This window comes from Streptomyces hokutonensis (genome assembly GCF_000376565.1).
Lineage (GTDB): Bacteria > Actinomycetota > Actinomycetes > Streptomycetales > Streptomycetaceae > Streptomyces > Streptomyces hokutonensis.
In genome coordinates this window covers 221,917-247,365 of sequence record NZ_BARG01000038.1, presented here as the reverse complement: position 1 = coordinate 247,365, position 25,449 = coordinate 221,917, and the positions used below count along the sequence as shown (strand labels likewise).

The following is a 25,449-nucleotide window of genomic DNA, read 5'->3' as shown; positions in this document are numbered from 1 at the left end:
CCCCGCAGCTCGTTCCACCTGTGCAGTCACCGGAAGGACCCCCATGATCTCCACCCTCCTGTCCCAGTTGCGGCACGGGCCGGACGGTGACGCCACCCCCCGTCTCGCCTACGGCGCCGACTACAACCCGGAGCAGTGGCCTCGCGAGGTGTGGGACGAGGACATCCGGCTGATGCGCGAGGCCGGCGTCAACATCGTCTCGTTGGGGATCTTCTCCTGGGCCCGCATCCAACCGTCCCGGGACGTATGGGACTTCGGCTGGCTCGACGAGGTCATGGACCTGCTGCACGCGGGCGGCATCGGCGTCGACCTGGCCACCGCGACCGCGTCACCGCCGCCGTGGCTCAGCACGGAGCACCCGGAGATCCTTCCGGTAACCGCTGCCGGCGAGACCCTGTGGCCGGGCGGCCGCCAGCACTGGCGCCCCACCTCGCCCGTCTTCCGCGAGCACGCGCTGCGCCTGGTACGGAAGTTGGCCGAGCGCTACGCGGACCACCCCGCACTCGTGGCCTGGCACGTCTCGAACGAGCTGGGCTGCCACAACGTCTACGACTACTCCGACGACTCGGCCCGCGCCTTCCGCGACTGGCTGCGCGCCCGCTACTCGACCGTCGAGAGCCTCAACCAGGCCTGGGGTACGGCCTTCTGGTCGCAGCGGTACAGCAACTGGGAGCAGATACTGCCGCCCCGGCTGGCCGCTTCCTTCCCGAACCCGACCCAGCAGCTCGACTTCAAGCGCTTCTCCTCCGACGCGCTCAAGGACCATCTGCGCGCGGAACGCGACCTGTTGCGCGAGATCACCCCGGGCGTGCCGGTCACCACCAACTTCATGGTGATGGGCAACACCAAGGGCATGAACTACGCCGACTGGGCCGCCGAGATCGACTTCGTCTCCAACGACCACTACGTCACGCCGGGTTCGCAGGACCGCGACGAGCTGTCCTTCTCCGCGAACCTCGTCAGCGGCATCTCCGCCGGCAAGCCGTGGTTCCTGATGGAGCACTCCACCAGCGCCGTCAACTGGCAGCCCGTCAACGTGGCCAAGCGCCCCGGCGACCTGGCCCGCGACTCGCTGCTGCACGTCGCGCACGGCGCCGACGCCGTCTGCTACTTCCAGTGGCGCCAGTCGGCGGCCGGCGCCGAGAAGTACCACTCCGCGATGGTGCCGCACGCCGGTGCCGACAGCGAACTCTTCCGCGCGGTGGCCGAACTCGGCCGCACGCTGCGGACGTTGGCCCCCGTCGCGGGCACGGACCGCGAGACCGCCCGGGTCGGCATCGTCTTCGACTGGGAGTCCTGGTGGGCGAGCGAGCAGGACTCGCACCCCACCGACCGGCTCGACTACCGCCAGGAGGCGCTGGACTGGTACTCCGCCCTCCTCGACCTCGGCGTACGGGCCGACATCGTCACGGCCCAGACCGCCCTGGACCGCTACGACGTGGTGATCACGCCGGTCCTGCACATGATCCCGGCGTCCCTCTCCAAGGAACTCACGCGCTACGTCGAGCAGGGCGGCCACCTGGTCGCCACCTACTTCTCCGGTGTCGTCGACGAGAACGACCACATCTGGCTCGGCGGCTACCCGGGCGCCCTGCGCGACCTGCTGGGCATCCGCATCGAGGAGTTCGGCCCGCTGCTCGACGGCGACACGGTCGAGCTGGACCTCGACACCGCCGCCACGGGCTCCCTGTGGACCGACCGGATCACGGTGACCGACCCGGAGGTGGAGGTGCTGGCCCACTACCGCAGCGGCACGTACACCGGCCGCCCCGCCGTCACCCGCCGTACGGTGGGCGGCGGTTCGGCCGCCTACGTCTCCACCCGCCTGGGCCGCGCCGGCCTCACCGGCCTCCTCCCCCAGCTGCTCGCACCCGCCGGCGTCGACAGCGAACTCCCGTCCGGGGCAAGGGGAGACGTCGAACTGACCGTCCGCCGCGACACCGACAGCCGCTTCCTGTTCCTGGTCAACCGCACGGACGGAACAGTGCCGTTGACCGGCCTGCCCGGTGAACTCCTGGTCGGCACCGCGGGCGAGGACGGTTTCCCGGTCCTCTCCCCCAGGGACGTCGCGGTGGTACGCCAACCCGCGAACTGACGCCGAGGCGGCGCGGGTCACGCGCGTGGCGCGACCCGCGCCGCCTCGGCGACCTGACGTACCTGGTCGACCGTCAGGCGCCGGACGTCCCAGAGCAGTCCGGCCGCGTCGACCGCCGCCGGGCTCTGGGGCGGCGGTCCGTCGGGGACGTCGACACCGGTGAGGACGGACAGGGTGTCGACGGGAACGCCCAGGACGGTCGCGAAGTCGGCCAGCAGGTCGGGCGTGACTTCCTTACGGCCGTTGCCCACGGCTCCGTACGTGGACGCGGCCCAGTACCGGCCCGTCAGGGACACGAATGTCCGGGCGATCCCGCTCCAGCTCAGGTTGCGGTTGCCGACCATGCCCAAGAGCACGCCACCGGGACCGCGCTCGAACTGCTCGTACACCTGCGGTGTCCGAACAGGCTCCGTGCGGCTCTCCTGGGGCAACGTGCGGGCCAGTTGAAGCAACCGGCGTCTGCGCTCCAGTGGCAGGCCGACGGCGTCCTGTACGAGGCCGGCGACCAGGTCTCGCGCCCGCGCGTCCAGCGGAGCGAGTTCGTCCGGTATCGCCAGGCCCGCGATCACGAACAAGTCGGCGGCATGCAGCCGCAACACCGGCGCGAGCCTCCGAAGGAGCGAAGGACTCGGCGCCGTTCCCTCATACACAGAGCGGAGTTCGGGTTCCGGGATCTCGGCCGACCTCGACAGGTCGGCGATGTCCAGCTGCCGGTGACCTGCCAATCGTGCCAGCAGCACGTCGAAGTCCGGAAGCCCCGTCATCCCGCGGCCGGCCGGCGCAGCCCGGCAAGGGTGACCGAGACGAGGCGTCGTGCCGCCGCCTTGGACGGCAGGACGCCCGCCGCGGCGAGGGCGTGGAGGCAGTAGGTCGCCAGTTCCTCCGGGGAGACGTCGTCGCGGATGACGCCGGCCCGCACGCCCTCCGCCAGGAGTTCGCTCAGGAAGCGGTGGAGGTGCTGTTCGGCGCCGGCGACGTGGTCGTCCCGGTGCAGGACGGCGCCGAGTTCGGGGCCGTGACCGTGGCGCCGTTGCTGGATGAGCGCGAACGCCTCCAGCACCGCTCGCAGTCGCTCGCCCGCACTGCCGGGGCCGTCCCGGAGTTCGGCGAGTTCGCGCAGATGCCCGGTGATCTGCTGCTCGTGCCACGCCGTCATGATCGACTCGACGTCCGGGAAGTACTTGTAGAGCGTGGCCCGGCCGATCCCGCTCGCTTCGGCGATCTTCGACATCGTCACCGAGCGCAGCCCGCGCTCGGTCACCAGCACCGCCGTGGTCTCCAGCACCGCGTCACGCACGGCACGGCGGTGCTCCTCGATGGTCTCGTTCCAGAGCTTCGGCACGGCCTCAGCATACGTGCTGCCACTGTCGATACATCGTGCATTGACAGCGACACAGTGTCTCGATAAAGCTGCCGAGGAAGCACGCGCCGCGGAACCGGACGACCGAACCGAGGTACCCATGCACACCTCCGAAGCACGCATAGTCACCGAACGCCCCAGCCGGTATCTCGCGCAACTCTGCAAACACTTCGACAACAAGGGCCGCCATCTGACCCACCGCCCGCGGGCGCACGCGCTCCCGGACGTCCCCACCGACCAGATCCATGTCGAGTGGACGGACAGCGACGGGGTACTCCGCCTCCCATGGGGGCAGTGCACCCTCCGGGCCACCCCCGGCTCGCTGCGCGTGCGCGTCGAGGCCGAGAACCAGGAGAACCTGGGGCGACTTCAGGAGCTCGTCACCACGCACATCGACAGGTTCAGCAGGCGTGACCCGTTGCGGGTGGAGTGGCAACCGTCGCCGTAGCCGCCGCCCTCCGTGCGTCAGATACCCCCTAGGGGTATAGTCCAGCCAGACGCACACCGGAGAGGGGCGGATTCATGGGAGCGATCGGGCACGCGTTGTCCATTGCCGGTTCGATGACTTGGGAGGTCACCTGGGCGCTGATCCTCGGCTTCACACTCTCCGCCGTCGTGCAGGCGGTGGTGCGCCGGTCGACGGTCGTACGGCTGCTCGGTGACGACCGGCCACGCACGCTGGCACTGTCCGCCGGGCTCGGCGCGGCCTCGTCGTCGTGTTCCTACGCCGCTGTCGCGCTCGCGCGTTCCCTGTTCCGCAAGGGCGCGAACTTCACCGCGGCCATGGCCTTCGAGATCGCCTCCACCAATCTGGTCGTCGAACTCGGCGTGATCCTGGCCCTGTTGATGGGCTGGCAGTTCACCGCCGCCGAGTTCGTCGGCGGACCGATCATGATCGTCGTACTCGCCGCGCTGTTCCGGCTCTTCCTGCGCCAGCGTCTGCTGCACCAGGCGCAGGAGCAGGCGGAGCGCGGGCTGGCCGGTTCCATGGAGGGGCATGCGGCGATGGACATGTCGATCGGGGGCGAGGGCAGTTTCGTCCGCCGGCTGTTCTCGCGGGACGGGTTCACGTCCGTCGCGCACATCTTCGTGATGGAGTGGGCCGCGATCCTGCGCGACCTGGTGGCCGGGCTGCTGATCGCGGGCGCGATCGCCGCGTGGGTGCCGGACAGCTTCTGGCACACGTTCTTCCTCGCCGACCACCCCCTCGCCGCGAAGCTGGTCGGCCCGCTCGTCGGCCCGTTGGTGGCCATCGCGACCTTCGTCTGCTCGATCGGCAACGTGCCCCTCGCGGTGGTCCTGTGGAAGGGCGGCATCAGCTTCGGCGGGGTGATCGCCTTCATCTACGCCGACCTGCTGATCCTGCCGATCCTGAACATCTACCGGAAGTACTACGGCGCCCGGATGGCCGGCTTCCTGCTGGTCACGTTCTTCTCGGCGATGGCCGTCGCCGGCTACATCGTCGAATTCGCCTTCGGCGGGCTGGGGTTGATCCCCGACCAGGCCGACGCCACGATCCCCGACGACGGCATCACCTGGAACTACACGACCTGGCTGAACATCGCCTTCCTGCTGCTGGCCGCGAGCCTGGTCGTACGGTTCCTGCGCAGCGGCGGCCCGGCGATGCTGCGGATGATGGGCGGTTCGCCGGACCACGGCGAGCAGCACCAACAGCACGAGCACCACCACTGACCCGGGACGGCTCGCGACGAATTCCCGCAGCGTACCGGTCAGTTCACTGTAAAGAACCTTGACAGACGATTGGTCTAGTCCAAATATGGTCGCTGTTCGCCCCGGTCCGGGGCGACTTCTCTCCTTTCAGCATGGGAGCGTCAATGAGACGACCTGGGCCTCTTCGCGTGTCACTGTCCTGTACGGCCGTAACGGCCCTGTCCGCGGGGCTCGTCGCCCTCGGCGGGGGTGCCGCGAGCGCCGATCATCGCGCGCGGCCCATGCCGGACCATGTCGCGGCGCCGTACTTCGAGGCGTGGACCGGCGAGAGTCCGGCCGCGCTCGCCGCGGCCTCGGGCAACAAGTACCTCACGATGGCCTTCCTGCAGACCGAGGCGCCCGGTTCGTGCACGGCGTACTGGAACGGCCAGCCCGCCCAGCCGATCGACAGGTCGACCTTCGGCAAGGACATCGCGACGATCCAGGCGCGCGGCGGCAACGTCATCCCGTCCTTCGGCGGCTACAGCGCGGACACCACCAACACCGAACTGGCCGACAGCTGCACCGATGTCGACGCCATCGCCAAGGTCTACGAGAGCCTGGTCACGACCTACGGCGTGAGCCGTATCGACCTCGACATCGAGGCCGACTCCATCAACAACACCGCCGGCATCGACCGCCGGAACAAGGCGATCGCCAAGGTGGAGCGCTGGGCCGAACGCACCGGCCGCAGCGTGGAGTTCTCCTACACGCTGCCGACGACCACGACCGGTCTCGCACCCAACGGCGTGGCCCTGCTGCAGAACGCGGTCGACAACGGCGCGCGCGTCGACGTCGTCAACATCATGACGTTCGACTACTACGACGGCGCCACTCACGACATGGCGGAGGACACCAAGACCGCCGCCACCGGCCTGCACGCCCAACTCGCCGCGCTGTACCCGAAGAAGAACCCGGCGAAGCTGTGGAAGACGATCGGCGTCACCGAGATGCCCGGCATCGACGACTTCGGCCCCGCCGAGACCTTCACCACGGACAACGCCGTCACGGTGAAGAAGTGGGCCGTCGCCCGGGGCATCAACACGCTCTCCTTCTGGGCGCTCCAGCGCGACAACGGCAACTGCGTGGGCACCGGCGGTGCCAACAACTGCTCCGGGATCGCCCAGGACACCTGGTACTTCAGCCACACCTTCAAGTCGTTCACCCGCCGGTGACGGGGACGATCAACTCCCAGGTGTCGACCCCGAAGTCGAGGGTCATGCCGTGCCGTTCGTACAGGGCGAGCGCCTTGCTCGTGTTGTCGGTGTCCACGCCCAGGCCGACGCGGTCGCGGCCCAGCGCCGCGTAGTGGCCGAAGCCGTAGCGCAGGAGGTGGCTGCCCAGGCCGCGGCCTCGGGCCTGGCGCAGCACGGCGAGGTTGCCGATCCAGGCCATCGAGGCGCGGTCGTTGTGGGTGCGCAGCATCGCGACGTCCCCGAGGCCGTCGACGTGGGCGATCCAGATCAGCGACCAGTCGACCCGCTCGGCGTCGATGTCGTCCAGCCACTGTGAGTACGTGCGGTACTGGAAGTCGAAGTGCTCGGTCATGGCCTCCTGGAGCAGCGCGTGGGCGATGCGCCGGTCGGCCTCCTCCAGGCAGGTGCGCAGGGTGACGCCGGGCGGGGAGGCGGGCAACGGGTCGTCCGACGGTGACAGTTGACGGGCCATCACGTTGTAGCGGCGGACCGGCTGCCAGCCCCGGGCGCGCAGTGCGGGCAGATCCATGGTGGGGTTCAGGGTGAGGTGCAGATGCACCACGGCGCGGGGCGCTCCGTTGACGGCGGCGCGCTCCGCGGCCCTGGCCTCCATCAGGTCGAACAAGTGCAGAGCGCCCGGCAGTTGGCCCGGCACGATGTAGTGGTCGATGTCGATCCGCTCGCCGCCCGAGTCGTCCCACAGCAGGCCGTAGCCGATCAGGCGGGCGCCCTCGAAGAGCAGCCAGGAGTCGCGCTCCAGGTCCACTTCGGGGTGCTTCAAGTCCGCCTGGATCTCGGCCAGTTCGGTGTCCGGACGGCCGATCTCCAGCAGGTCGACCTCATTGAGCAGGGCGCAGACCGCCACCGCGTCGTCGGGTGTCGCCGGGCGGACGCGCAGGCCGGGCGGCAATGGTGTGGGGGCGGTCATGAACCCACTGTCGGGTGACGGCCCCCGGCCCGCAACGGAGTTTCCGCGCCCCCGTCGTTCAGTCGGCCATCAACTCCCGCACCAGGGGCGCCACCTTCGTGCCGTAGAGCTCGATGTTGGTCATCAGGGTGTCGTGGGGCATTCCGGTGATGCCGTACTTCAGGTTGAAGCGGGTCGCGTCGAGGGTCTTCAGGGTGTCGGCGATCTTGCGGGCCACGGTCTCGGGCGATCCGACGTGCAGGGCGCCGCCGGGGCCGACGTCGCGCATGAGGCTCTCGCGGGTCGGGGTGCGGAAGCCGCGTTCCCGGGCCACGCTGCGGATCAGTTCCTGGAAGGCCGGGACGAACTCCTCCACCGCCTGTTCGTCGGTGGCGGCGACATGGCCGGGCGCGTGCACGCCGATGGGCCGCGCGGAGTGGCCGAACTCCGCCAGCGCCCGCCGGTACAGCTGGGAGAACGGGGCGAAGCGGGCTATGTCCCCGCCGATGATCGCCAGCATCAGGGAGAACCCGTACTGGGCGGTGCGGATCACCGACTGGGGGCTGCCGCCGACGCCGATCCAGGTGGGGATCGAGCCGGTCTCGCTGTGCGGGTAGACGGAGACGCCGTCGAGGGCGGCACGCGTGTTGCCGGACCAGGTGACGGGCTTCTCCTTGAGCAGTTCGGCGAAGAGGGCGACCTTCTCCTCGAAGAGTTCCTCGTAGTCGTTCAGGTCGTAGCCGAAGAGCGGGAAGGACTCGGTGCTGGAGCCTCTGCCGAGGATGACTTCGGCGCGGCCGGCTGAGACGGCGTCGAGGGTGGCGTAGCGCTGGTAGACGCGGACGGGGTCGTCGGAGCTGATCACGGTGACGGCCGAGCTGAGGTGGATGTTCGAGGTGCGCGCCGCGATGGCCGCGAGGACGACGTCCGCCGCCGACAGGGGCATCGCCTCGGTGTGGTGCTCGCCGATGCCGAAGTGGTCGACGCCGACCCGGTCGGCGAGGACTCCTTCCTCGACGAGGCGGCGGATGGCCTGGCCGTGGGTCAGCGGCTTGCCGTCCGTGCCGTTCGTGACGTCGCCGAACGTGTCGAGACCGAGCGTGACGCCGTCGGTACTGGTGGGGGTGGTCATGTCGTACTCCTTGGGTCTGCTCGGTGGGTCAGGTGGCGATACGGCGCATCACGCCGAGGAGCCGGGTCAGGTCGTCGGCGTCGACGTGGTCGAGGACATGGCGGCGGACGCTGGCGAGGTGGGCGGGCCACGCCTCCTGGAGGCGGGCGAGGCCCTGGTCGGTGAGGACGGCGTTCCAGCCGCGGGCGTCCTCGGCGCAGCGTTCCCGTCCGACCAGGCCCTGTGTCTCCAGGCGGGCGACGATCCGGGTCATGCCGCTCAGCGAGAGGTTGCAGACGGAGGCCAGCTCGCTCATGCGCATCCGGCGGTCCGCGGCCTCGGAGAGGTGCATGAGGGTCGTGTACTCGGACAGCGGCAGGCGCTGCTCGCGCATCATGTCGGCGTCGACCGCGCGGGGCAGCACGAGCATCACCCGCGCGAGTTCGCGCACCAGCGCCTCTTCGTGCGGGCTCATGGGGTGCAGCGGCTGCTCGGGGGTGGTCATGGCACCAGTTTACTTGATTGACGCAGCAATGACTTTTCGGCAGCAGAAAGGGCTCAGCACAGCTCTCTTGCTCACCCGAGGGGCGAGGTCTCCCCCGCTGTCTCCCCATGCCCGTGATAGCGCAGCAGGAGCATCGCCGCGTCGTCGTGGAGCGGGCCGGCCGTATGGCGGACGAGGTCCTCGCGCAGGGAGTCGAGCGCGCTCTGCGCGTCGGGTTCCTTCAGTAGATGTGCCCGCTCGCCGAGCGGATAGAAGGTGCCGTCCTCGTCGCGGGCCTCGGTGACGCCGTCGGTGTAGAGGAGCAGTTGCTCACCCGGTGCGAAGCACACAGGGAACGGTTTCGGGGGCTCGCCGCCCTGGGCGCCGCCGAGGCCGAGCGGAGGGGCGTAGGCGGGCGGTGCCGGGAAGTCGGCGGTGCCGTTGCGCCGTACGACCATCGGGGGCGGGTGGCCGTAGTTGAGGAAGAGCACCTCGTGGTCGGTGCCGATCTCGGCGAGGACGGCGGTCACGAACTTCTCGTCGGACAGGACGCGGGAGACGCTGCGCTCCAGGCGTTCGCCGAGTCCGACCAGGTCGGGTTCGTCGTGCGCGGCCTCCCGGAACGCGCCGAGGACAACGGCGGCCGTCTCGACGGCGGCCAGGCCCTTGCCCTGCACATCGCCGACGATGACCCGGACGCCGTGCGGGGAGGCGACCACCTCGTAGAGGTCACCGCCGATCCGTGCCTCCGCGACGGCCGAGGTGTACGACACCGCCGCCTGGAGCGGGCCGGCGGTCAGCGGCACCGGGCGCAGCAGGACACGTTGGGCGACCTCCGCGATGGACCGCACGCTGGCCAGTTCGGCCTCGCGGCGTCCGCGCATCACGGCGGCGGCGATGCCCGCGCCGGTCACGCCCACCACCGACACCATCGCCAGGAAGCCTCTTCGCTCCTGGAACAGGCCGTCGTAGAGGCCGAGTCCGACGCACAGGGCGAGGGCCGCCGCGCCGAACCACGCGGTGCGGCGCCAGCCGCCGACGAGTCCGGCGAAGGCCGGTCCGAGGGAGGCCAGGGGCAGGAAGCCGAGTCCGGGGCCGGTGACGAGGTCCCCCACGGCGACGACCGCCATCACCGCGGCGGGCAGCCAGGTCAGCACCGAGAGACTGCGCTGCGGCTTCATTGCGGCCATGGTCCACTCCAACGGCGTCGCGGCATCCGGAGCCGCCCTCGCCTTCCGCGCAGGGGTCCCTCCCCCACCTTGGACATCGCAAGGCTGCCAGGCAACCCCTCGGAAGTGCCCGGCCCTTTACCCAATTGATTCCGAGAACTGACATTTCCTGATCGGCGACAACCAATCGGCGCAGGCCGGTTGGCGATCACGGACTCCGGGCAAGTGAAGTGTGAAGGACCCGCCGCGCAAGAGATGCAGCGGCCCCGGTGCGGTGACACCGCGGGGATACCGGGTGTCCTAGGAGGGGAAGTGATTCGCCATGCGTACGCATAGGCGTACCCATAGGCGTTCCGTACGCGTGGAGTACCTGCTGCCGGACGAGGCCGCGGCGGCGGGGCAGGCACGAAAGCTGACATCGGAGTTCCTCACCCGCTCACGCAGCCGGATGGCGCGGGTGGACGAGGAGCAGATCGACGACGCGACGCTCATCGTGTCCGAACTGGTCGCCAACGCGACCGAACACGGGCGCGGCGAGTGCCGGCTGCGGCTCCAACTGTCCGACGAGCGCGTCACGGTCGAGGTCTACGACGGCAATCCGACCCCGCCCCGGGTGCGGCCACTGACGGCCGAGGGCGAGAGCGGACGCGGCCTCGCCATGGTCCGCTGCCTGGCCCACCGCCTCGATGTCACCCCGCTCACCGGGGGCGGCAAGCGGGTGCGGGCGATCCTGGCCATCTGACCCGACTCCTGATCCGACTCCCGGGACTTAACAGCAAGGCAACGCGGGCGTACTGCCGAGCGAAACGTGGCCGCGCGATTTTTTGCTCTACGGACGTAGAGAAAAAAATCCCCCGGAGGCCCGTATGGCTGCCGCTCCACATCCCCTCGACCCGCTCACCCCCGAAGAGATCACCTCCGCCCGCGAGTTGCTCGCGGCGGCCGGTCTGGTCACCGAGGCCACCCGCTTCGCCTACCTCGGGCTCCTCGACCCGCCCAAGTCCGCACCGGAGCAAGGCGATCGCCGGCTGCGGGTCCTGCTGCTCGACATCTCCGGCGGTCCCTCCTGCGACGCGACGGTCTCCCTGACCGAGTCGCGGGTCGTGTCGCACCGGCTGATCGACGCCGCGACGGAAGGGCAACTCCCGGTACTGGACGCGGAGTTCGCGATCGTCGAGGAAGTCCTCGCCAAGGACCCGCGCTGGCTGGCCGCGCTGGCCGACCGCGGCCTGGACGTGGACTCGGTGCGCGTCGCCCCGCTCTCCGCGGGGGTGTACGACGCCGAGTATCCGCAGGAGCGGGGCCGCCGCATCCTGCGCGGGCTGGCCTTCGTGCAGGAACACGCCAAGGACCACGCCTGGGCGCATCCCGTCGACGGGCTCGTCGCCTACGTGGACGTCCTGAACCGGAGCGTGGACCAGGTCATCGACCACGGACCGGTGCCGGTGCCCGCGGAGTCGGGGAACTTCGACGACCCGGCCGTCACCGGTCCGCCGCGCACCACCCTGAAGCCCATCGAGATCACCCAGCCGCAGGGCCCCAGTTTCACCCTCGACGGCAACACCCTGACGTGGGAGAACTGGTCGCTGCGCATCGGCTTCGACGCCCGCGAGGGGCTGATCCTCCATCAACTTGCCTTCGCCGGACGCCCGGTGATCCATCGTGCGTCGATCGCCGAGATGGTCGTGCCGTACGCCGACCCCTCCCCCGTGCGGTCCTGGCAGAACTACTTCGACACGGGCGAGTACCTCATCGGGCGCTACGCCAACGCGCTCCAGCTCGGCTGCGACTGTCTCGGCGACATCACCTACCTCGACGCGGTGATCGCCGACGAGACCGGCACACCGCAGACGCTCACCAACGCCGTCTGTCTGCACGAGGAGGACTACGGCATCCTCTGGAAGCACACCGACCTCTGGGCGGGCTCGACCGAGACCCGGCGCCAACGGCGCATGGTGCTCTCCTTCTTCACCACGGTCGGGAACTACGACTACGGCTTCTACTGGTACCTGTACCTCGACGGCACCATCGAGTTCGAGGCCAAGGCCACCGGCGTCGTCTTCACCTCCGCCCACCCCGGCGGCGACTATCCCTACGCCACCGAACTCGCCCCCGGCCTGGGCGCCCCGTACCACCAACACCTGTTCAGCGCACGGCTGGACATGGCCGTGGACGGCCCGGTCAACCGCGTCGAGGAGATCGAGACGGTCCGGGTGCCGATGGGGCCCGACAACCTGCGCGGCAACGCCTTCGCCCTCAAGCGCACCCCGCTGACGCGGGAGAGCGAGGCCCAGCGGATGGCCGACGCGGGCGTGGACCGCGTGTGGCACATCTCCAACCCCGGGTCCCTGAACCGGCTGGGCAGACCGGTCGCCTACGCCCTGCACCCGGAGGGCAAGCCGGCCCTGCTCGCCGATCCCGAGTCCTCCGTCGCGGCCCGCGCCGCCTTCGCCACGAAGCACCTCTGGGTCACCGCGTACGACCAGGCCGAGCGCTACCCGGCGGGCGACTTCGTCAACCAGCATCCCGGCGGGGCGGGACTGCCCGCGTACGCCGCCGCCGACCGGGACCTCGACGGGCAGGACCTCGTCGTCTGGCACACCTTCGGACTGACCCACGCCCCGCGCCCCGAGGACTGGCCGATCATGCCGGTCGACACCACGGGCTTCACGCTCAAGCCGGTCGGCTTCTTCGACCGCAACCCCACCCTCGACGTGCCGCCGAGCACCTCCGGCCACTGCGGGACAACAGACACAGGAGGCTGTCATGTCTGAACAGACCATGAGCGGCAGCTCAGTTGACGCTCCGTCAAAACTCCGTGGCTCGATCGGAGTCGGCGGAATCGTGTTCATGGTCGTCGCGGCCGCCGCCCCGCTCACCGCCATCGGCGGCGCCCTGCCGGTGATGCTCGCCATCGGCAACGGCCCCGGAGTACCGGCCGCCTACCTCCTGGTCGCCGTCGTCCTGCTGCTGTTCAGCGTCGGGTACGCCGCGATGAGCCGCCATGTCGTCGACACCGGCGCCTTCTACTCGTACGTCACCGCCGGGCTCGGCCGGATCACCGGCACCGGGGCGGCCGGACTGGCGCTGCTCACGTACAGCACGATCCAGGCCGGGATCTACGGCCTGTCCGGCGTCACCCTTCAGGGACTGGTGGTGAAGTACGGCGGCCCCGACCTGCCGTGGTGGCTGTGGGCCGGTGTGCTGTGGGGACTGGTCGCGGTGCTGGGCTTCCGCAACATCGAGGTCGGCACGAAGGTGCTGTCGGTGCTGCTGGTCCTGGAGGTCGGCATCGTCACGGTGATGACGGTGGCGATCCTCGCCCAAGGAGGCGCCCACGGCATCGACTTCGACTCCTTCACGCCGGGTGCCTTCAGCACGGGGTCTGCGGGCATCGGGGTGATGTTCGCGGTCGCGTCCTTCGTCGGCTTCGAGGCGACCGCCATCTACAGCGAGGAGGCGAGAGACCCCAAGCGCAGTGTGCCCAGGGCGACTTACCTCGCGGTCATCGCCATCGGCGGCTTCTACGCGCTGTCCAGCTGGGCGGTCGTCCTGGCGGTCGGCACGAACGAGGTACAGGGCGCGGCGGCGAAGAACACGAGCGGGCTGGTCTTCGCCGTGGCCGGGCAGTACGTCGGTTCGGCCGCCTCCGACACCATGGAAATCCTGCTGCTGACAAGCCTGTTCGCGGCGCTGCTCGCCTTCCACAACGCGATCTCCCGCTATCTCTTCTCCCTCGGCCGCCAGGGCGACGCCCCCGCGATCCTGGGCCGCAGTCACGCCAAGCACGGTTCGCCGCACGCCGGTTCGCTGGTGCAGAGCGTCTCGGCCGCCGTGGTCGTGGGGGCGTTCGTGCTCGCGGGGTCGGATCCGGTGCTGGAGCTGTTCACCTGGATGAGCGGGCTGGCCACGCTCGGGGTGCTGGTGCTGATGATCCTCGTCGGGGTCGCGATCATCGCCTTCTTCGCCCGCACGGGGGCGGACACCCGCCTGTGGCACACGCGGCTCGCGCCGGCCCTCGGCGCCCTCGGGCTGTGCTGGATCACGTACATGGTGCTGGCCAACTTCACCACCCTGATCGGCGGTTCGGCCTCCCTCGCGCGGCTCTTCGAGGGGATCGTCGTCCTGTTCTTCGCGGCCGGGGCGGTCTCCGCCGCCGTCCGGCGCCGCCGTGACGCATGACGTCCTCCCGGCCGCCGTCGCGCTGACGGGCTCCGGTCTGTGCCTCGCGGGGCATGTGCCGGGGCCCGTGCGGCGCTGGGGTCCGCACGCCGTGGTGCTCGCCGTGACCTTGCTGATGGTGGTGGGGAGCCCGGGGCCGTACCCACTGCTCGTGGGAGCGGGCGTGACGGCGGGCATGTGTCTGTTCACCCGTGGGCCGGTCGCCGCCGACCTCGCGGTGATGGCCGTGGTCACGGCGGCCATGTCCCGGCTTCCGGACGGACAGCACCACCACCATGCCGACGGCCATGGGCTGTTCGCGCTTGCGGTGGTGCTGTGGCTGCTGGCCCGGGCGGGGGCCGTCATGCACCGGGCGCTGCGTCCCGGTGTGCCGTGCGCGGGTCCGCTCAGCGGTGCGGGCGGCGCGATGATGGCCCTCGGCATGGCTGCCATGCTGGGCTGACCGGGTCGGACCTGCGACGGAGCGGCTGGATTAAGGTCGGTGCATGCCCAAAATCGTCGATCATGACGCGCGGCGCCGCGAGATCATCGAAGCCGTATGGGCCCTGATCGCAAGACGCGGGCTCGACGCCGTCACCATGCGGGACCTCGCCGCCGAGGCCGGCTACGCCAACGGTGCGCTGACCGGCTACTTCCGCAACAAGGACGAGATCCTGCTCGCCGCCTTCCAGCACGCCTTCGAGAGCACCAACGTCCGCGCCCGCGAGTCCATCGCCGACGCGACCGGCCTGGCGGCGCTGCGCCTGCTCTGCCTGGAGATCATGCCGCTCGACGACGTACGCCTCATGGAGGCGCGGGTCGTCATCGCCTTCTGGGACCGTGCCGTCCACGACGACCGTATGGCCGGGGTCCACGAGAGCGCCATGGCGGCCTGGCGCGAGCAGATGTGCGGCTATCTGCGACAGGCCCGCCGACAGGGCGACATCGGCACGGAATCACCCGACGACGAGGTCGTCGACACTCTCCTCGCGGCCCTCATGGGCTTCCAGATCAACGCGGTCCTGCTGCCCCACGCCACCACGCCCCTGCGTCAAGAGGCGGTTCTCGACGGCCTGTTGGGCTCGTTGCGGCCGTAGAGCAGCGGGGGTACGACGGGTACCTCCGGGGCGGTCTCGATGTCGGCCGGTGTCATGCGGAACTCGACGGGGTACGCCTCCCGGCGGGTGCGGCGGTCGGGTTCGGTGGTGCGCCACATGTAGAGGCAGCGGACGCACTGGAGTACGTCCCACACGCCGGGCACCGGCGAGGTGGTCACGGTGTCGACCGTGTCGTGGGCGCAGCGGGGGCAGGTCATGGCGGGTGGCTCCTGACGGTGGTGGTGCGTGGGTCGGGTCAGCGGGCGGCGATCAGGGCGCGCAGCCGGTCGGCCCACTCGGGCGTCTCGGGGAGGTCCCGTACCGGGGTGTCGAAGTGGCCACGGTTGTCCGGTGCGACCGGGGTCGTGGCGTCGATGATCATCTTGCTGGTGATGCCGGGTGTGTTCGCGGCGGGTGCCAGTGCCATGACCGAAAGGTTCGGGACGATGACCACGTCGTCCTGGGGGTTGACCTTGGCGGACATCGCCCACATCACCTGGGGCAGGTCGAAGGGGTCGACGTCCTCGTCCACGACGATCACCTGCGTGACGTAGCCGAGGCCGTGCGGTGTGGTCATCGCGCGCATGCCGACCGCCTTGGCGAAACCGCCGTAGCGCTTCTTCGTCGAGATGATCACCGCGAGGCCGTGGGTGTACATGGCGTTGACGGCCTGCACCTCGGGGAACTCGGCGCGCAGTTGCTTGAGCAGCGGGACGCAGGTGTTGGGGCCGACGAGGTAGTCGACCTCGGTCCACGGCATGCCGAGGTAGAGGGACTCGAAGACCGGGTCGGTGCGATACGAGACGCGGTCCACGCGGATCGTCGGCATCCGTCGTCCGCCCGAGTAGTGGCCGGTGAACTCGCCGAAGGGGCCCTCGATCTGGCGCTTGCGGCTCTCGACGACGCCCTCGATGACGACCTCGGAGCCCCAGGGGACGTCGAAGCCGGTGAGCGGTGCGGTGGCGATGGGGGCGGGGGCTCCGCGCAGGGCGCCGGCCATCTCGTACTCGGACTGGTCGTAGCCCATGGGCATGCCGGCGACGATCGTGATCACCGGGTCGTTGCCCAGAGTGATAGCGATGGGCAGGTCCTCGCCCAACTCCTCGGCGGCGTGCAGGTGTTGGGCCACGTCGTGCATGGGTACGGGCTGGAAGGCGAGGCGGTCGCGGCCGATGACCTCGATGCGATAGGTGCCGACGTTCTGCTTGCCGAAGTGGTCCGGGTCGCGCGGGTCGCGGGAGACCACGGCGGCCTTGTCGAGGTAGAAACCGCCGTCGCCGTCGTTGAGCCGGAACAGCGGGAGGACCTTGAACAGGTCGATGTCGGGGCCGAGTTGGGTGATCTGTCGCCAGGGCGCGTCCTCGCGGCGCTCGGGTGCGACCGGGAAGGCGTCCCAGCGGCGGGCGAACTCCTCGACCTGTTCGCGCACGGAGGTGTCCGGAGGCAGATCGAGGGCGAGGGCGTGGTTGCGCCAGGAGCCGTGGACGTTCATCGCGATACGGGCGTCGGTGAAGCCCTTGACGTTGTCGAAGTAGAGGGCGGGCGCGCCTTCGCCGATACGGCCGGCCGCGTTGGCGGCGGCGGCCAAGTCCGGTTCGGGGAGCACCTGTTCGGTGATCCGCAGCAGCTGGTTCTCCTTGTCGAGGGTGTCCAGGAAGCTGCGCAGGTCGTCGTAGGCCATGGGGAGACTCCGTGGGTCCGAGGGGCTCAGGCGGCGGGGTGGATGCGCGCGGCGCGGGCGGTCCGCATGCCCTCCCAGCGCTTGGCCGCAGGGGCGGGCAGGTCCAGCTGGTCGAGGACGCGGGAGGTGATGTGGGTGACGATGTCGTCGACCGTGGCGGGGTGGTTGTAGAAAGCGGGCATCGGCGGCACGATCCGGACGCCCTTGCGCGCGAGGTCGAGCATGTTCTCCAGGTGGATCTCGCTCAGCGGGGTCTCGCGCGGTACGAGGACCAGCGGGCGGCGTTCCTTGAGGACGACGTCGGCGGCCCGGCCGATCAGCCCGTCGGCGTAGCCGGTGCGGATGCCCGCCAGGGTCTTCATGGAGCACGGCACGATCACCATGCCGTCCGTGCGGAACGACCCGGAGGCGATGGTCGCCCCCTGGTCCTCGGCGTTGTGGACGACGTCGGCCAGCCCGGCGACCTCGCGGGCGGTGCGTCCCGTCTCCAGCTCCACGGTCGTACGGGCCCACCGACTGAGGACGAGATGCGTCTCCACCTCGGGCAGCTCGGCCAGCTGCTCCAGGAGCCGTACTCCGAGGACGGCTCCGGTCGCCCCGGTCATGCCCACGATCAGTCGCACGTTCGCCCAGCTCCTTGCCCGGTCCGGTCTCTGTGCTTTCGACCGTAGGAGCGGTTCGGGGCCCGACAAGGGTAGGCTCGGGACTCACCATGGGAAAAAACGGTCACCGTGATATCACGGACGTCTCCTACCGTCCGTCACTGAGCGCACCCATCGGTATGGACGTCCTGGACTTCGCCGAGCTGCTGACTCGCGGTGAGCGCCGCGGCCTCGACCTGTCGGCCCCGCAGCGGCCGGACTTCCATCACCTGATCCACGTCACGGAGGGCACGCTGCGCCACCGGGTGGACTTCACGGACTGCGCCGTCGAACCGGGCGGCTGGCTGTGGGTGGGCTCCGGGCAGGTGCACCAGTACGTCCCCGCCGACCTCACGACGGCCCGGGGCACGATCGTCATCTGGCAGCCGGGCTTCGTGCCGGCCGATCCGCCCTTCGACCAGTCACCACTGCTCCCGACGGAACCCCACGCCGGTGCGGCCCGCCTGACACTGCGTCACCTCGCTCACGAATACGCCGACTTGACGTCACTCCCCCTCGACGCACATCTCCAGACCCTCCGCATGCTCCTCTCCGTCCTGCTGCTCCGTCTCTCGCACGTCCGCCCGGACCCGGTGTCGTCCGCCCCGGCCGACGACACGTTCCGCCGCTACAGCGCCGCGCTGGAACGCGGCTTCCGCACCAGCCACCACGTCTCCGACTACGCCGCCGCCCTCGGCTACAGCCCGCGCACCCTCACCCGCGCGACCCTCGCGGCCACCGGCACGACCGCCAAGCAGTACCTCGACGCCCGTGTCCTCCTGGAGGCCAAACGCCTCCTCGTCCACACCGACGCGACGGCGGCGGACATCTCCCGCACCCTCGGCTTCGCCGAACCGACCGACTTCGCGAAGTTCTTCCGCAAGCGGGAGCGCCGTACGCCACTGGAGTTCCGTGCGGTGGCACGCGGGCAGACATGACTCGTGCAGGAATTACAGCCGGACGAGACGGCAGTACGACGTGATGTGTTCCGTCGGAAGGTGTGGAGCGCTCACGCGCTCCGGGTCGTCGAGGACACCCCGGAAGCACTTGTCCTCGGCTGCGGGCCGGGCGCGGAGCTGGCGGTCCCGACGACCTGGATCGAGTGGCTGCGCACGGGTGACGCATCCGCCCGCCAACGCGCCCTGCCGAACCTGGCCGACGGCAACTGGCGGCTCGGCCGGTGGACTTGGCGCGACACGGCCCATCTCCAATGGGTGCCGCCGGACACCTGGTTCAGCGTCAACGCCTTCTACGACGCCCCGGGCGACCATCGCCTGACGCACTGGTACGTCAACTTCCAGCGCCCGATGCACCGCACGCCCATCGGCTTCGACACCTTCGACCTCCTGCTGGACCTGGTGGTCGCGCCCGATCTGTCCCGGTGGGAGTGGAAGGACGAGGACGAGTACGCCCACGGCCGGCGGCTGGGGGTGGTGAGCGGGGCCGAGCACCGGACGGTGGAGGCGGCACGCGAGGAGGCGTTGGCGATGATCCGGGCGGGCGGGGGCCCGTTCGCGGCCGACCGGGGCCTGCCGAAGTGGCGGCCCGATCCCCACCGCCCGGCTCCCGCGCTGCCTCCCGGAGTCCTGACCGTCGGCTAGACGCCCGGCGCCGCCGGTCCGAACCGCACGGGCAGAGCGCTCAACCCCCGCACCAGCGTGCTGGTCCGCCAGCGCAGTGTCGTGGGGTCGGTGGCGAGGGTGAGGTCGGGACGGTGGTGCAGGAGGAGGCGTACGGCGACGGCGGCCTCCGTACGGGCCAGGGGTGCGCCGAGGCAGTGGTGGAGGCCGTGGCCGAAGGCGAGGTGGGCGGGGCCCCGGCGGCGCAGGTCGAAGCGGTCGGGGTCGGGGTAGTGGAGGGGGTCGCGGGAGGCGGCCGCCAGTGAGATCTGTACCGCGTCTCCGGCCGGGATGCGGATGCCCGCGAGATCGATCGGCTCGGCCGCGAAACGGAACGCCGTGGCGTGGACGGGTGCGCTGTGGCGCAGCGACTCCTCCACGGCTGCGCCGACCAACTCCGGTTCCGCGCGCAGTAGTTCGAGTTGGTCGGGGTGAGTGAGGAGGGCATGGACGGTCGCGGAGATGAGGTTGACGGTCGTCTCGTGTCCGGCGACGAGGAGAAGGAAGGCCATGCCGAGGAGTTCTCGGGAGGTGAGGGGGGACTCGGGGCTGCGGGCCGCGGCGACCAGGTCGCCGAGCAGGTCGGCCTCTCGGGTTCCGCGCTTGTGGTGGATCAGGTCGGCCAGGTACCCGCCCAGGGCGTCGGCGGCCGAGGCACCGGTCTCGGGCGAGGCGGGCATGACGAGTTCGTTGGACCATGCGTGGAACACCGTACGGTCCGCGGTGGGCACCCCGAACAGGTCGCAGATCACCGTGACGGGCAACGGCAGGGCGTATCCGCCCACCAGGTCCGCGGTCCCCCGCGTCGGCAGCCCGGCGAGCAGATCCACGGCGATCGTCTCGACTGCCGGGCGCAGCGCGGCGATCCGCGCGGGCGTGAAGTGGCCCGCGACCAGCCGTCGTAGTCGGGTGTGGTCCGGTGGGTCGGTCTGGAGCATGTTGCGGCCGAGAGCGTGGCCGCCGTCGTCCTGCCAGGTCGAGGAGTGGCGGATGTCGTTGCGCAGGCGCGGATCGGTCAGTGCGGCGCGGGCCGCGTCCCGGGTGACCACCAGCCAGCTCTCGCCGCTGCCCGGGACCAGGACGCGATGCACGGGACCCCGTGCGCGCAGGGCCGCGTAGACGGGGTGGGGGTCGGCGGCCGGGTCGTGGCCGTCGGGGGCGAGGTCCTGAAGGGTGGGCGCCGGCACGGCACTCCTTTCGATGGTCGGACGGGAACGCGCGGCCGCGGTGTCACCTGCCTGTGCGCCATACGGCGGCCACCGTGTGCGCCAGGGCCATCGCCTGGGCGTGGCCTGCCCTGGCGGCCGCCGGGCGGCGGGCGTCGGCGGTCATGTCTCGGCCCATCGCACGGCGGGCCGCGCGGTCGGGGGTCACGAGGGTGATCTCGGTTCCCTGGGCGGCGAGTTGGGCCGCCTGCTGCATGGCACTGGGGTGCGGGCCCACCGCGCTCGGTATCGGTGAGACGGCCAGGACGTGGCGGTGTTCGGCGACCAGTTGCAGATTGGTCGTCGTACGGCTGCCGCCGTCGATCCAGCGCCGGCCGACGGCCGTGACGGGCGGGAGGACGAGGGGGACGGCGCAGCTCGCGGCGACCGCTTCGAGGAGGGTCGCCTTCGTGTCCGCGTCGAAGGTCTCCAGGGATCCGGTCGCGGTGTCGACGGCCGTGATCCACAGCGCCCGCACCGGCCAGTCACGTGCGCCGCGCAGCAATGTGCCGACCGCGTCGAGAAGTTCGGACTCGGTTCCGGTACGGGCATCGAGGGCGGCCCGGGCCAGCCGTTGTACGGAGCGCTGCGGATCGCGGGATCCGAGCGCCGCCCACAGGAAGCGGGCCGTCTGGGCGACGGTGACGCGCAGGTGCATGGAGTCGGCCCGGGCCAGTTGGCGTTCGTACAGCTCTCGCGGTGTCTCGCCGGCCGCGAGTCGGGCACCGAAGATCGCACCCGCCGAGGTGCCGATGACCACGTCCGCGCGCGTGACATCGACGCCGGCCTCGGTGAGCCCCGCGAGCACCCCGGTCATCCACGCCCCGCCGACGGGCCCACCACCGCCCAGGACCAGTGCCGTGTCCCGCATGTCGTCACCCCCTGTCGCCAAAATGGGGAGTACTCCCCACTTGATGGATCGACGATAGCATCACTACCGGGGAGCACTCCCCACTGGTTCGGAGGGTGATGATGACGGGCCCGAACGACGCGACGGCACCCGGTCGGCGGCGCGATGCCCAGCGCAACCGGGAGCTCCTGATCGAGGCCGCCCACGAGGTCTTCGCCGAGCAGGGTCTGCACGCGCCGATCGACGTGATCGCCCGCCGGGCAGGCATCGGCAACGCCACCCTCTACCGGCACTTCCCCACCCGCGCCGCTCTCGTGGACGCCGTCTTCCGCGACCAGCTCACCGACACGATGACCGCGGGCGAGCAGGCGCGCGGCACCGACGACGCCCTGGCGGGACTGACGGGTTATCTCCGCACAGTGTTCGCCGGCCTGGCCGCCGACCGCGGCACCAACGACCTGATGACCACCCACCTCGACGGCGTCGACTCGCTCCAGGCCGTGCACGCCCACAACCGCCGCACCGTGGAGACACTGCTGAGCCGCGGACAGGACCAGGGCACGATCCGCACGGACGTCACCCCGGAGGACCTGCTGTTCGCGCTCGCCGCCCTGGGCCGTACCGTCCCCTCCCTCACCGCGGCCGCGGGACCCGACGCCTGGCTCCGCCCCCTCGCCCTCCTCCTCGACGGGCTGCGCGGCACGTCCGCCGCGCCTCCGCTCCCGGTCCCCGCCCTGACCGCGGCCCAACTCGACCAAGCTCTGCAGGGCCTGGGACCTGGAAGCTGAGTCCGTCGAACAGCACATTGCCCGGCGCCGAAGACCGGTCCCCCGGTCCTACGACGCCGGGCAGTAACTCCCCCGTACGTTCACCACGCTCAGGTCAGGACTCGACCCCGGCCCCTTGCCGCGCGGCCACCGTCTCGGGCTCCTTCTCGTCCTCCTGGGCGGTCTGGCGTACGGCCGGGATCGCCGCCGCGACAAGGGCCGCGAGGAGGGCGACGCCGCCGCCGATGAGCAGGCCGGTGCGGAAGCCGTCCTCGGAGGTGAAGGTGAAGCCGCCGGCCGTGTTGGTCATCTGGGCGAGGACGACGCCGATCACCGCCGCGCCGATCGAGGTGCCGAGGGAGCGCATGAGGGTGTTGAAACCGTTGGCGGCGGCGGTCTCGGAGAGGGGGACCGAGCTCATGATGAGGGCGGGCATCGCGCCGTAGGCGAGGCCGACGCCGCTGTTGATGACGATGCAGACGACCATCAGGCCCCAGGCGGAGCTCATCAGGCCCATCGACAGGGCGTAGCCGGCGGTGATGACGAGGACGCCGCTGATGAGGGTGAACTTGGGACCGCGGGCGTTGGTGAGCTTTCCGCCGAGCGGGGAGACGATCATCATCATGATGCCGCCGGGGGCCATCCAGAGGCCGGAGGCGAGCATCGACTGGCCCAGGCCGTAGCCGGTGGCCTCGGGGAACTGCAGCAGCTGGGGCACGACCAGCATGCTGGAGTACATGCCGACGCCGACGAAGACCGAGGCGATGTTGGTGATCAGGACCCGGGGGCGGGCCGTCGTACGCAGGTCGATCAGCGGGTCGCTCGTGCGAAGTTCCCACACGCCCCAGGCCAGGAAGGCCACGATCGCGACGGTGAACAGGCCCAGCACGGTGGTCGAACCCCAGCCCCAGTCGGCGCCCTTGGAGATGCCGAGCAGCAGGCAGACGAGCCCGACGGCGAGGCCGAGCGCGCCGGGGGCGTCGAAGCGCTGACCCTTGGCGGCGGCCGGTACGTCCGGGATCAGGAACCAGATCAGCGCGGCGACGACCGCGGCGAGGGCGGCCGAACCCCAGAACAGGGCACGCCAGTTGGCGTACTGCGCGATGGCCGCGGCGATCGGCAGACCGAGACCGCCGCCGATGCCCATGGAGGCGCTGACGAGCGCGATGGAGGGGCTGAGCCGCTCCTGCGGTACGACGTCACGCAGCAGGGCGATGCCCAGCGGGACCATGCCCATGCCCATGCCCTGAAGTCCGCGTCCGACGATCATCGGGACGACGGAGGAGGAGAGCGCGCAGACCACCGAGCCCACGATCAGCGGGACGGAGCAGGCGAGCAGCATGCGGCGCTTGCCCAGCAGGTCGCCGAGGCGGCCGACCACCGGCACACAGACCGCGGCCACCAGCAGGGTGGCGGTGATCACCCACGCGGCGTTCGAGGACGAGGTGTGCAGCATCTCCGGGAGGTCGGCGATGAGCGGGGTGACCAGCGTCTGCATGATCGCGGCCGTGGTGCCGGCGAAGGCCAGCGTGGCGACCACGCCGCCTGCGCGGGCTGTGGGCTGGGGGGCGTCCATGACGGGACTCCTCGGCGTATCTGTTCGGTCGGGACGTGAAGGGATGTGCATCGTACACATCGTATGTATCAACCATGTGATGGGGATGATGCATACCGTCGTGCGAGGATGGGTCCGGCCGCCCCGAACCGCATCAAACGGCGGCGGTATCGGCAGGAAGCAGGAGGCAGCGGACCGATGGACAGGCGCACGCGCGAAGTCGAGTACGAGCAGATGCTCCTCAGCCGGCACGGCCTGCTTGCGCAGAAGGGCGGGCGCCGCAAGGACGGCGTGCTGGACCGCAGCGCCTACATCCTGCTGAGCCGGATCCGCATCCAAGGGCCCATGTCCATCGGCGAGTTGAGCGACGCCTTCGGCCTCGACACGTCCACCCTCAACCGGCAGACGGCGGCCGCCATGCGCTCCGGTCTGGTGGAGCGGATCCCCGATCCGCAGGGCGGCATGGCCCGCAAGTTCCGCATCACGGACCTGGGCGCACACATGCTCGACGAGGAACGCGAGGGTCTCGTCCAGTCCCTGGACCGGATCATGGACGACTGGTCGGAGGCGGACATCGCCGCCTTCGCGGCCTTTCTACGACGGTTCAACACCGACATCGAGCGGCTCGGCGGGCGTCCCTGGCCGCGGCCGTGAGTGAGCCCCGCCCCGTGGCAAGTCACGGGGCGGGGCTCTCAGTTCACGCCGGGTGCACCCGGATCAACCGGGTCAGGAGGAGGAGCGGCGCGAGCGGCTCGCCGCGTAGACCACACCGCCGCCCAGGGCGATCACGAGGGCCGCGCCGCCCGCGAGGAGGCCGACCGGCGCGTTGGATCCGGTCTCCGCGAGCGGCTGCTTGCCGCCGTTGGGCGTCGTCTTCGGCGTGGGCGAGGGCGTCGACTTCAGCGGCGGGACGTGCGCCGAGGTGGGAGGCGTCGTCGACGGCTTGGGGCTGGGCGGCGGGGTCGTCTCGTCGGCGGGCGGCGTGCTGCCGGCCGGGGTCGACGGCGTCGCGGGCGGGGCCGAGGCCGGCTGGGTCGGCGTCGGGGTGGGCGAGTCCGGGGTGCTGGGAGTGCACTCCTTGTCGCCGCCGTTCCAGGCCGCGATGAGGTGGTACGGGGTCACGATGTTGTCGGGCTCGTAGGGGAGCGGGCCGTGGCCCTCGCCCGTACCGCCGTCGTAGGCGACGTCGTCGCCGTACAGGTCTATCTGGCCGTAGCAGTCGGGCGACTTGACGTTGAGCTTCTGCCAGGTCTGCCCCGAGCCGTCCGCGCCGGCGACGTCCTTGGCGGTGAGGTAGACCGTGGCCTTGTCGACCATGGTCTGGTGGCCGGAGGTGTACCAGGTGGAGCCTTCGGCGGTGTACTCGGCGAGCGAGACGGGGTACTTGCAGCCCTCGCCGACGCTCTGGCCGGGGGCGAGCCGGACCTCGACGGTGCCGGGGACGGCGTCCCACTGGTGGAAGCCGCCCTGCGAGGTCCAGTCGGCCCCAATAACGTTTCCATCGGCGCCGACGATGCGGTACTGCACGGTGGCGGACTGGCACGCGTCGTTCTCGGTGGCGCTCGCCGTACCGGCCGCGAGCACGGGCGCGGCGGCGGCGATGAACGCGGTGGCCGCCAGGGCGGACAGGGATGGGAGGTGGAGCGAACGTGACAAGGTGAGCCTCGACGATGATAAAAGGTGTGGGAGGTGGCAGAGAGAGCGGCGGGCGCACGAAAGGAAACGATCGGGGGCGTGCGCGACCGGACCGCCCGCAAATGCTTCGCTCAGCGAAGCCACAGCGAAGCAAGCTGAATTCTTGTCACCTTTCACAACTCCCGTCAATCCTTCACCAGTTGGCC

26 protein-coding genes are annotated in these 25,449 nt (G+C 70.4%); 13 read left to right on the top strand and 13 right to left on the bottom strand.

The annotated features are described in order from the left end of the window. The first annotated feature begins 43 nt into the window (after positions 1 to 43). Complete coding sequence (locus tag SSP08S_RS23725) at positions 44 to 2,095, top strand: beta-galactosidase (RefSeq protein ID WP_019070133.1); 2,052 nt, start codon at positions 44 to 46, stop codon at positions 2,093 to 2,095. A gap of 17 nt (positions 2,096 to 2,112) precedes the next feature. Here the strand turns inward: SSP08S_RS23725 and SSP08S_RS23720 are convergent, their stop codons facing one another. Further along, the gene (locus SSP08S_RS23720) at positions 2,113 to 2,694 is read right to left on the bottom strand and encodes a hypothetical protein (protein WP_218006658.1); all 582 of its coding nucleotides are present in this window, start codon (positions 2,692 to 2,694) and stop codon (positions 2,113 to 2,115) included. A gap of 161 nt (positions 2,695 to 2,855) precedes the next feature. Continuing rightward, positions 2,856 to 3,437, bottom strand: coding sequence for a TetR/AcrR family transcriptional regulator (locus tag SSP08S_RS23715; protein ID WP_019070131.1), 582 nt, complete (start codon positions 3,435 to 3,437; stop codon positions 2,856 to 2,858). Positions 3,438 to 3,555: 118 nt separating this feature from the next. Here SSP08S_RS23715 and SSP08S_RS23710 point away from each other — a divergent pair, with 118 nt between their 5' ends. The 3 genes from SSP08S_RS23710 to SSP08S_RS23700 all read left to right on the top strand — a co-directional run bounded on the left by SSP08S_RS23710 (position 3,556) and on the right by SSP08S_RS23700 (position 6,340). Then, positions 3,556 to 3,903: a DUF2218 domain-containing protein gene (locus tag SSP08S_RS23710; RefSeq protein ID WP_019070130.1), complete on the top strand. Its 348-nt coding sequence runs from the start codon at positions 3,556 to 3,558 to the stop codon at positions 3,901 to 3,903. Positions 3,904 to 3,977: 74 nt separating this feature from the next. After that, on the top strand, positions 3,978 to 5,147 hold the full coding sequence (locus SSP08S_RS23705; protein WP_019070129.1) for a permease: 1,170 nt from the start codon (positions 3,978 to 3,980) through the stop codon (positions 5,145 to 5,147). Between the two features lie 167 nt (positions 5,148 to 5,314). Further along, on the top strand, positions 5,315 to 6,340 hold the full coding sequence (locus SSP08S_RS23700; protein ID WP_019070128.1) for a chitinase: 1,026 nt from the start codon (positions 5,315 to 5,317) through the stop codon (positions 6,338 to 6,340). On the opposite strand, the gene SSP08S_RS23695 is transcribed toward SSP08S_RS23700, so the two are convergent. The 4 genes from SSP08S_RS23695 to SSP08S_RS23680 all read right to left on the bottom strand — a co-directional run bounded on the left by SSP08S_RS23695 (position 6,327) and on the right by SSP08S_RS23680 (position 10,053). Continuing rightward, positions 6,327 to 7,289, bottom strand: coding sequence for a GNAT family N-acetyltransferase (locus SSP08S_RS23695; protein ID WP_026178767.1), 963 nt, complete (start codon positions 7,287 to 7,289; stop codon positions 6,327 to 6,329). The two genes, SSP08S_RS23700 and SSP08S_RS23695, sit on opposite strands and share 14 nt — an antisense overlap. Before the next feature lie 58 nt (positions 7,290 to 7,347). Next, the gene (locus tag SSP08S_RS23690; RefSeq protein ID WP_019070126.1) at positions 7,348 to 8,400 is read right to left on the bottom strand and encodes an Atu2307/SP_0267 family LLM class monooxygenase; all 1,053 of its coding nucleotides are present in this window, start codon (positions 8,398 to 8,400) and stop codon (positions 7,348 to 7,350) included. 28 nt (positions 8,401 to 8,428) lie between these two features. Next, positions 8,429 to 8,884, bottom strand: a complete 456-nt coding sequence (locus tag SSP08S_RS23685) for a MarR family winged helix-turn-helix transcriptional regulator (protein WP_019070125.1) — start codon at positions 8,882 to 8,884, stop codon at positions 8,429 to 8,431. 71 nt (positions 8,885 to 8,955) lie between these two features. Then, on the bottom strand, positions 8,956 to 10,053 hold the full coding sequence (locus tag SSP08S_RS23680; protein WP_026178766.1) for a PP2C family protein-serine/threonine phosphatase: 1,098 nt from the start codon (positions 10,051 to 10,053) through the stop codon (positions 8,956 to 8,958). Positions 10,054 to 10,354: 301 nt separating this feature from the next. Between SSP08S_RS23680 and SSP08S_RS23675 the strand changes: the two genes are divergently transcribed. From SSP08S_RS23675 to SSP08S_RS23655, 5 genes are all read left to right on the top strand, one after another. Beyond that, positions 10,355 to 10,774: an ATP-binding protein gene (locus SSP08S_RS23675; protein ID WP_245607941.1), complete on the top strand. Its 420-nt coding sequence runs from the start codon at positions 10,355 to 10,357 to the stop codon at positions 10,772 to 10,774. Between the two features lie 124 nt (positions 10,775 to 10,898). Beyond that, positions 10,899 to 12,806, top strand: coding sequence for a primary-amine oxidase (locus SSP08S_RS23670; RefSeq protein ID WP_019070122.1), 1,908 nt, complete (start codon positions 10,899 to 10,901; stop codon positions 12,804 to 12,806). After that, a complete protein-coding gene (locus SSP08S_RS23665; protein ID WP_043259624.1) occupies positions 12,799 to 14,214 on the top strand; it encodes an APC family permease in 1,416 nt (471 codons plus the stop codon). Before SSP08S_RS23670 ends, SSP08S_RS23665 begins: the two co-directional genes overlap by 8 nt. Then, entirely contained in the window at positions 14,204 to 14,656 is a 453-nt protein-coding gene (locus SSP08S_RS23660) for a hypothetical protein (RefSeq protein ID WP_019070120.1), read from the top strand. Before SSP08S_RS23665 ends, SSP08S_RS23660 begins: the two co-directional genes overlap by 11 nt. 43 nt (positions 14,657 to 14,699) lie before the next feature. After that, positions 14,700 to 15,290, top strand: coding sequence for a TetR/AcrR family transcriptional regulator (locus SSP08S_RS23655; protein ID WP_019070119.1), 591 nt, complete (start codon positions 14,700 to 14,702; stop codon positions 15,288 to 15,290). Here the strand turns inward: SSP08S_RS23655 and SSP08S_RS55730 are convergent. From SSP08S_RS55730 to SSP08S_RS23640, 3 genes are read right to left on the bottom strand one after another with little or no spacing between them, the layout of a single operon-like run. After that, positions 15,245 to 15,508 (bottom strand): non-oxidative hydroxyarylic acid decarboxylases subunit D, encoded by a 264-nt coding sequence (locus tag SSP08S_RS55730; RefSeq protein ID WP_019070118.1) that lies wholly within the window; start codon positions 15,506 to 15,508, stop codon positions 15,245 to 15,247. The genes SSP08S_RS23655 and SSP08S_RS55730 overlap by 46 nt on opposite strands. 38 nt (positions 15,509 to 15,546) lie before the next feature. Continuing rightward, positions 15,547 to 16,971: a non-oxidative hydroxyarylic acid decarboxylases subunit C gene (locus SSP08S_RS23645; RefSeq protein WP_019070117.1), complete on the bottom strand. Its 1,425-nt coding sequence runs from the start codon at positions 16,969 to 16,971 to the stop codon at positions 15,547 to 15,549. A gap of 26 nt (positions 16,972 to 16,997) precedes the next feature. After that, positions 16,998 to 17,594 (bottom strand): non-oxidative hydroxyarylic acid decarboxylases subunit B, encoded by a 597-nt coding sequence (locus SSP08S_RS23640; protein ID WP_019070116.1) that lies wholly within the window; start codon positions 17,592 to 17,594, stop codon positions 16,998 to 17,000. Positions 17,595 to 17,752: 158 nt separating this feature from the next. On the opposite strand from SSP08S_RS23640, the gene SSP08S_RS23635 reads away from it, so the two are divergent. Then, positions 17,753 to 18,550: a helix-turn-helix transcriptional regulator gene (locus SSP08S_RS23635; protein ID WP_019070115.1), complete on the top strand. Its 798-nt coding sequence runs from the start codon at positions 17,753 to 17,755 to the stop codon at positions 18,548 to 18,550. A gap of 60 nt (positions 18,551 to 18,610) precedes the next feature. After that, positions 18,611 to 19,213 carry a ribonuclease FAU-1 family protein gene (locus SSP08S_RS23630; RefSeq protein ID WP_245607940.1) on the top strand — a complete coding sequence of 201 codons (603 nt, stop codon included), beginning with the start codon at positions 18,611 to 18,613 and terminating at the stop codon, positions 19,211 to 19,213. Here SSP08S_RS23630 and SSP08S_RS23625 read toward each other — a convergent pair. Next, complete coding sequence (locus SSP08S_RS23625) at positions 19,210 to 20,418, bottom strand: cytochrome P450 family protein (protein ID WP_019070113.1); 1,209 nt, start codon at positions 20,416 to 20,418, stop codon at positions 19,210 to 19,212. The genes SSP08S_RS23630 and SSP08S_RS23625 overlap by 4 nt on opposite strands. A 43-nt stretch (positions 20,419 to 20,461) precedes the next feature. Next, a complete protein-coding gene (locus SSP08S_RS23620; RefSeq protein WP_019070112.1) occupies positions 20,462 to 21,307 on the bottom strand; it encodes a patatin-like phospholipase family protein in 846 nt (281 codons plus the stop codon). A 98-nt stretch (positions 21,308 to 21,405) separates the two neighbouring features. On the opposite strand from SSP08S_RS23620, the gene SSP08S_RS23615 reads away from it, so the two are divergent. Further along, on the top strand, positions 21,406 to 22,074 hold the full coding sequence (locus SSP08S_RS23615; RefSeq protein ID WP_043259623.1) for a TetR/AcrR family transcriptional regulator: 669 nt from the start codon (positions 21,406 to 21,408) through the stop codon (positions 22,072 to 22,074). Positions 22,075 to 22,168: 94 nt separating this feature from the next. On the opposite strand, the gene SSP08S_RS23610 is transcribed toward SSP08S_RS23615, so the two are convergent. Beyond that, positions 22,169 to 23,629, bottom strand: coding sequence for an MFS transporter (locus SSP08S_RS23610; protein WP_019070110.1), 1,461 nt, complete (start codon positions 23,627 to 23,629; stop codon positions 22,169 to 22,171). Between the two features lie 177 nt (positions 23,630 to 23,806). Here SSP08S_RS23610 and SSP08S_RS23605 point away from each other — a divergent pair, with 177 nt between their 5' ends. Further along, on the top strand, positions 23,807 to 24,262 hold the full coding sequence (locus SSP08S_RS23605) for a MarR family winged helix-turn-helix transcriptional regulator (RefSeq protein WP_019070109.1): 456 nt from the start codon (positions 23,807 to 23,809) through the stop codon (positions 24,260 to 24,262). Positions 24,263 to 24,334: 72 nt separating this feature from the next. Here SSP08S_RS23605 and SSP08S_RS23600 read toward each other — a convergent pair whose 3' ends face one another. Next, a complete protein-coding gene (locus SSP08S_RS23600) occupies positions 24,335 to 25,264 on the bottom strand; it encodes a hypothetical protein (protein ID WP_019070108.1) in 930 nt (309 codons plus the stop codon). Positions 25,265 to 25,449 lie beyond the last annotated feature (185 nt).

Coding starts and splice junctions, on each gene's coding strand:
- SSP08S_RS23710 (WP_019070130.1), top strand. CDS start 3,556: ATGCACACCTCCGAAGCACGCATAGTCACCGAACGCCCCAGCCGGTAT.
- SSP08S_RS23685 (WP_019070125.1), bottom strand. CDS start 8,884: ATGACCACCCCCGAGCAGCCGCTGCACCCCATGAGCCCGCACGAAGAG.
- SSP08S_RS23645 (WP_019070117.1), bottom strand. CDS start 16,971: ATGGCCTACGACGACCTGCGCAGCTTCCTGGACACCCTCGACAAGGAG.
- SSP08S_RS23610 (WP_019070110.1), bottom strand. CDS start 23,629: ATGGACGCCCCCCAGCCCACAGCCCGCGCAGGCGGCGTGGTCGCCACG.
- SSP08S_RS23615 (WP_043259623.1), top strand. CDS start 21,406: ATGATGACGGGCCCGAACGACGCGACGGCACCCGGTCGGCGGCGCGAT.
- SSP08S_RS23605 (WP_019070109.1), top strand. CDS start 23,807: ATGGACAGGCGCACGCGCGAAGTCGAGTACGAGCAGATGCTCCTCAGC.
- SSP08S_RS23680 (WP_026178766.1), bottom strand. CDS start 10,053: ATGGCCGCAATGAAGCCGCAGCGCAGTCTCTCGGTGCTGACCTGGCTG.
- SSP08S_RS23705 (WP_019070129.1), top strand. CDS start 3,978: ATGGGAGCGATCGGGCACGCGTTGTCCATTGCCGGTTCGATGACTTGG.
- SSP08S_RS23665 (WP_043259624.1), top strand. CDS start 12,799: ATGTCTGAACAGACCATGAGCGGCAGCTCAGTTGACGCTCCGTCAAAA.
- SSP08S_RS23695 (WP_026178767.1), bottom strand. CDS start 7,289: ATGACCGCCCCCACACCATTGCCGCCCGGCCTGCGCGTCCGCCCGGCG.
- SSP08S_RS55730 (WP_019070118.1), bottom strand. CDS start 15,508: ATGACCTGCCCCCGCTGCGCCCACGACACGGTCGACACCGTGACCACC.
- SSP08S_RS23620 (WP_019070112.1), bottom strand. CDS start 21,307: ATGCGGGACACGGCACTGGTCCTGGGCGGTGGTGGGCCCGTCGGCGGG.
- SSP08S_RS23690 (WP_019070126.1), bottom strand. CDS start 8,400: ATGACCACCCCCACCAGTACCGACGGCGTCACGCTCGGTCTCGACACG.
- SSP08S_RS23635 (WP_019070115.1), top strand. CDS start 17,753: ATGGACGTCCTGGACTTCGCCGAGCTGCTGACTCGCGGTGAGCGCCGC.
- SSP08S_RS23675 (WP_245607941.1), top strand. CDS start 10,355: ATGCGTACGCATAGGCGTACCCATAGGCGTTCCGTACGCGTGGAGTAC.
- SSP08S_RS23670 (WP_019070122.1), top strand. CDS start 10,899: ATGGCTGCCGCTCCACATCCCCTCGACCCGCTCACCCCCGAAGAGATC.
- SSP08S_RS23655 (WP_019070119.1), top strand. CDS start 14,700: ATGCCCAAAATCGTCGATCATGACGCGCGGCGCCGCGAGATCATCGAA.
- SSP08S_RS23725 (WP_019070133.1), top strand. CDS start 44: ATGATCTCCACCCTCCTGTCCCAGTTGCGGCACGGGCCGGACGGTGAC.